Origin of the sequence: Streptomyces chiangmaiensis, assembly GCF_036281785.1 — a bacterium.
GTDB lineage: Bacteria > Actinomycetota > Actinomycetes > Streptomycetales > Streptomycetaceae > Streptomyces > Streptomyces chiangmaiensis.
The window spans coordinates 1-1579 of the sequence record NZ_JAYWVC010000541.1 but is presented as its reverse complement, the minus strand read 5'-3'; the positions used below and the strand labels follow the sequence as shown (position 1 = coordinate 1579).

Below are 1579 nucleotides of genomic sequence, written 5' to 3'. Positions count from 1 at the left end.
GTACTACAGCCGGAGATCTTGTGACGGGGCCTGTGTGGTGTCGTTGACCGGGCATGATGCTGGGTGTGACGGCTGAGCAGATAGCCGAGTGGGATGCTGAACTGTCCGCGTTGACTGGTTCGTTGGGGTACTTGTTCAACCGGCCGGAGCCTCGGGTGGTGTTCGCGCAGTTCGTTGAGGGGCTGCTGGCGGAGCTGCCGAAGAAGAATGGCTGGACGTTGTCGGAGCGCGCCGGGCATGTGACTGCGGACCGGATGCAGTGGCTGCTCAACGGATCGGTGTGGGACGCCGACCGGCTGCGTGACGCGGTCCGCGATTACGTCATCATGCACCTGGGTGACCAGGACGCTTCGCTCGTCATCGATGACACCCAGGCGCAGAAGAAGGGCGCCAAGTCGGTCGGGGTGGCCTTCCAGCATTGTGGGCTGACCGGCGATGTCCGCAACTGTCAGAGCATGGTGATGCTCACCTATGCCACCGCCGCCGGGCACGCCTTCATTGACCGCCGCCTGTATCTGCCCGAGGAATGGACGAACGACCGCGAACGGTGCGGTGAGGCCGGGGTGCCCGACGAGATCACCTTCGCCACCAAGCCCGAGCTGGCCATCACGATGCTCGAGCAGGCCCGCGCGGCTCACGTGCCGTTCTCCTGGGTACTGGCTGACGCCGGCTACGGCCGTGACCCGCAGCTTCGGGCCTGGTGCCACCGGCGGAAAGTGCCGTACGTGTTCGGCGTCCCGGTCGACCTCCCGATCGACGGACCTGCGGGCAAGCCGCGCCAGCCGGCCGTGAAACGCGCCGACGACCTGCTCCACTACGCAAAGACCCGTGACCAGTGGGAACGCCGCTCCTGCGGCGACGGCGCCAAGGGCGAGCGGCTCTACGACTGGACGGCCTTCGCCGTGCAAGTCAAAGACGAGAACCCGGCTGATGGCTTCACACACTGGCTGGTGCTGCGACGGTCCCTGCACCCCAACCGACGCGGCAAGGACGGACAACTCCACCGGGAAATCGCCTACTTCCTCGTCCACGCCCCCGCCTCCACCACGGTCTCGGAGGTCATCGCCAGGGCCGGTGGCCGCTGGCAGATCGAGGAGGACAACGAGATCAACAAGCAGCTTGTCGGCCTGGCCCAGTACCAGGTCCGCAAGTGGACCCCCTGGCACCGCCACGTCACCGCCTGCATGCTGGCCACCGCGTTCCTCAGCATCCAACGCGCCGCCATCCCCGAACCCGGCCAGACCCTCGAATCCGAGCCGGACGCCGACCCGGAGCAAGCGCCCGACCAGGGAAAAGCGCCGAGCATCGACGAGAGCGAGGCCGCTGGCTGATCCCCGGCCCGCTCCTACGACCCTCGGTCCACACCATCCGGCACTGCCTGGCCGCCACCCACCTCAACCCCCGCCACCCCGTGCAGACCGTCCTGACCTGCGAGTTATGGCGTCGGCTCCACCAGACCCGCGCCATGGTCAGTCACTACCGACGCCGCGGAGACCCGCTCCCGGACCGCCTCCGGCCCTGGGCCCACCACCGGCCGATCCCACCCATCACCGATCCCCAAGATCTCCGGCTGTAGTAC

Annotated in this window: 1 protein-coding gene; it reads left to right on the top strand. The window is 67.5% G+C overall.

Annotated features, from left to right (window positions below; all coding sequences use genetic code 11):
• Positions 1–65: 65 nt before the first annotated feature.
• Complete coding sequence (locus VXC91_RS45370) at positions 66–1331, top strand: IS701 family transposase (RefSeq protein ID WP_329513172.1); 1266 nt, start codon at positions 66–68, stop codon at positions 1329–1331.
• Positions 1332–1579 lie beyond the last annotated feature (248 nt).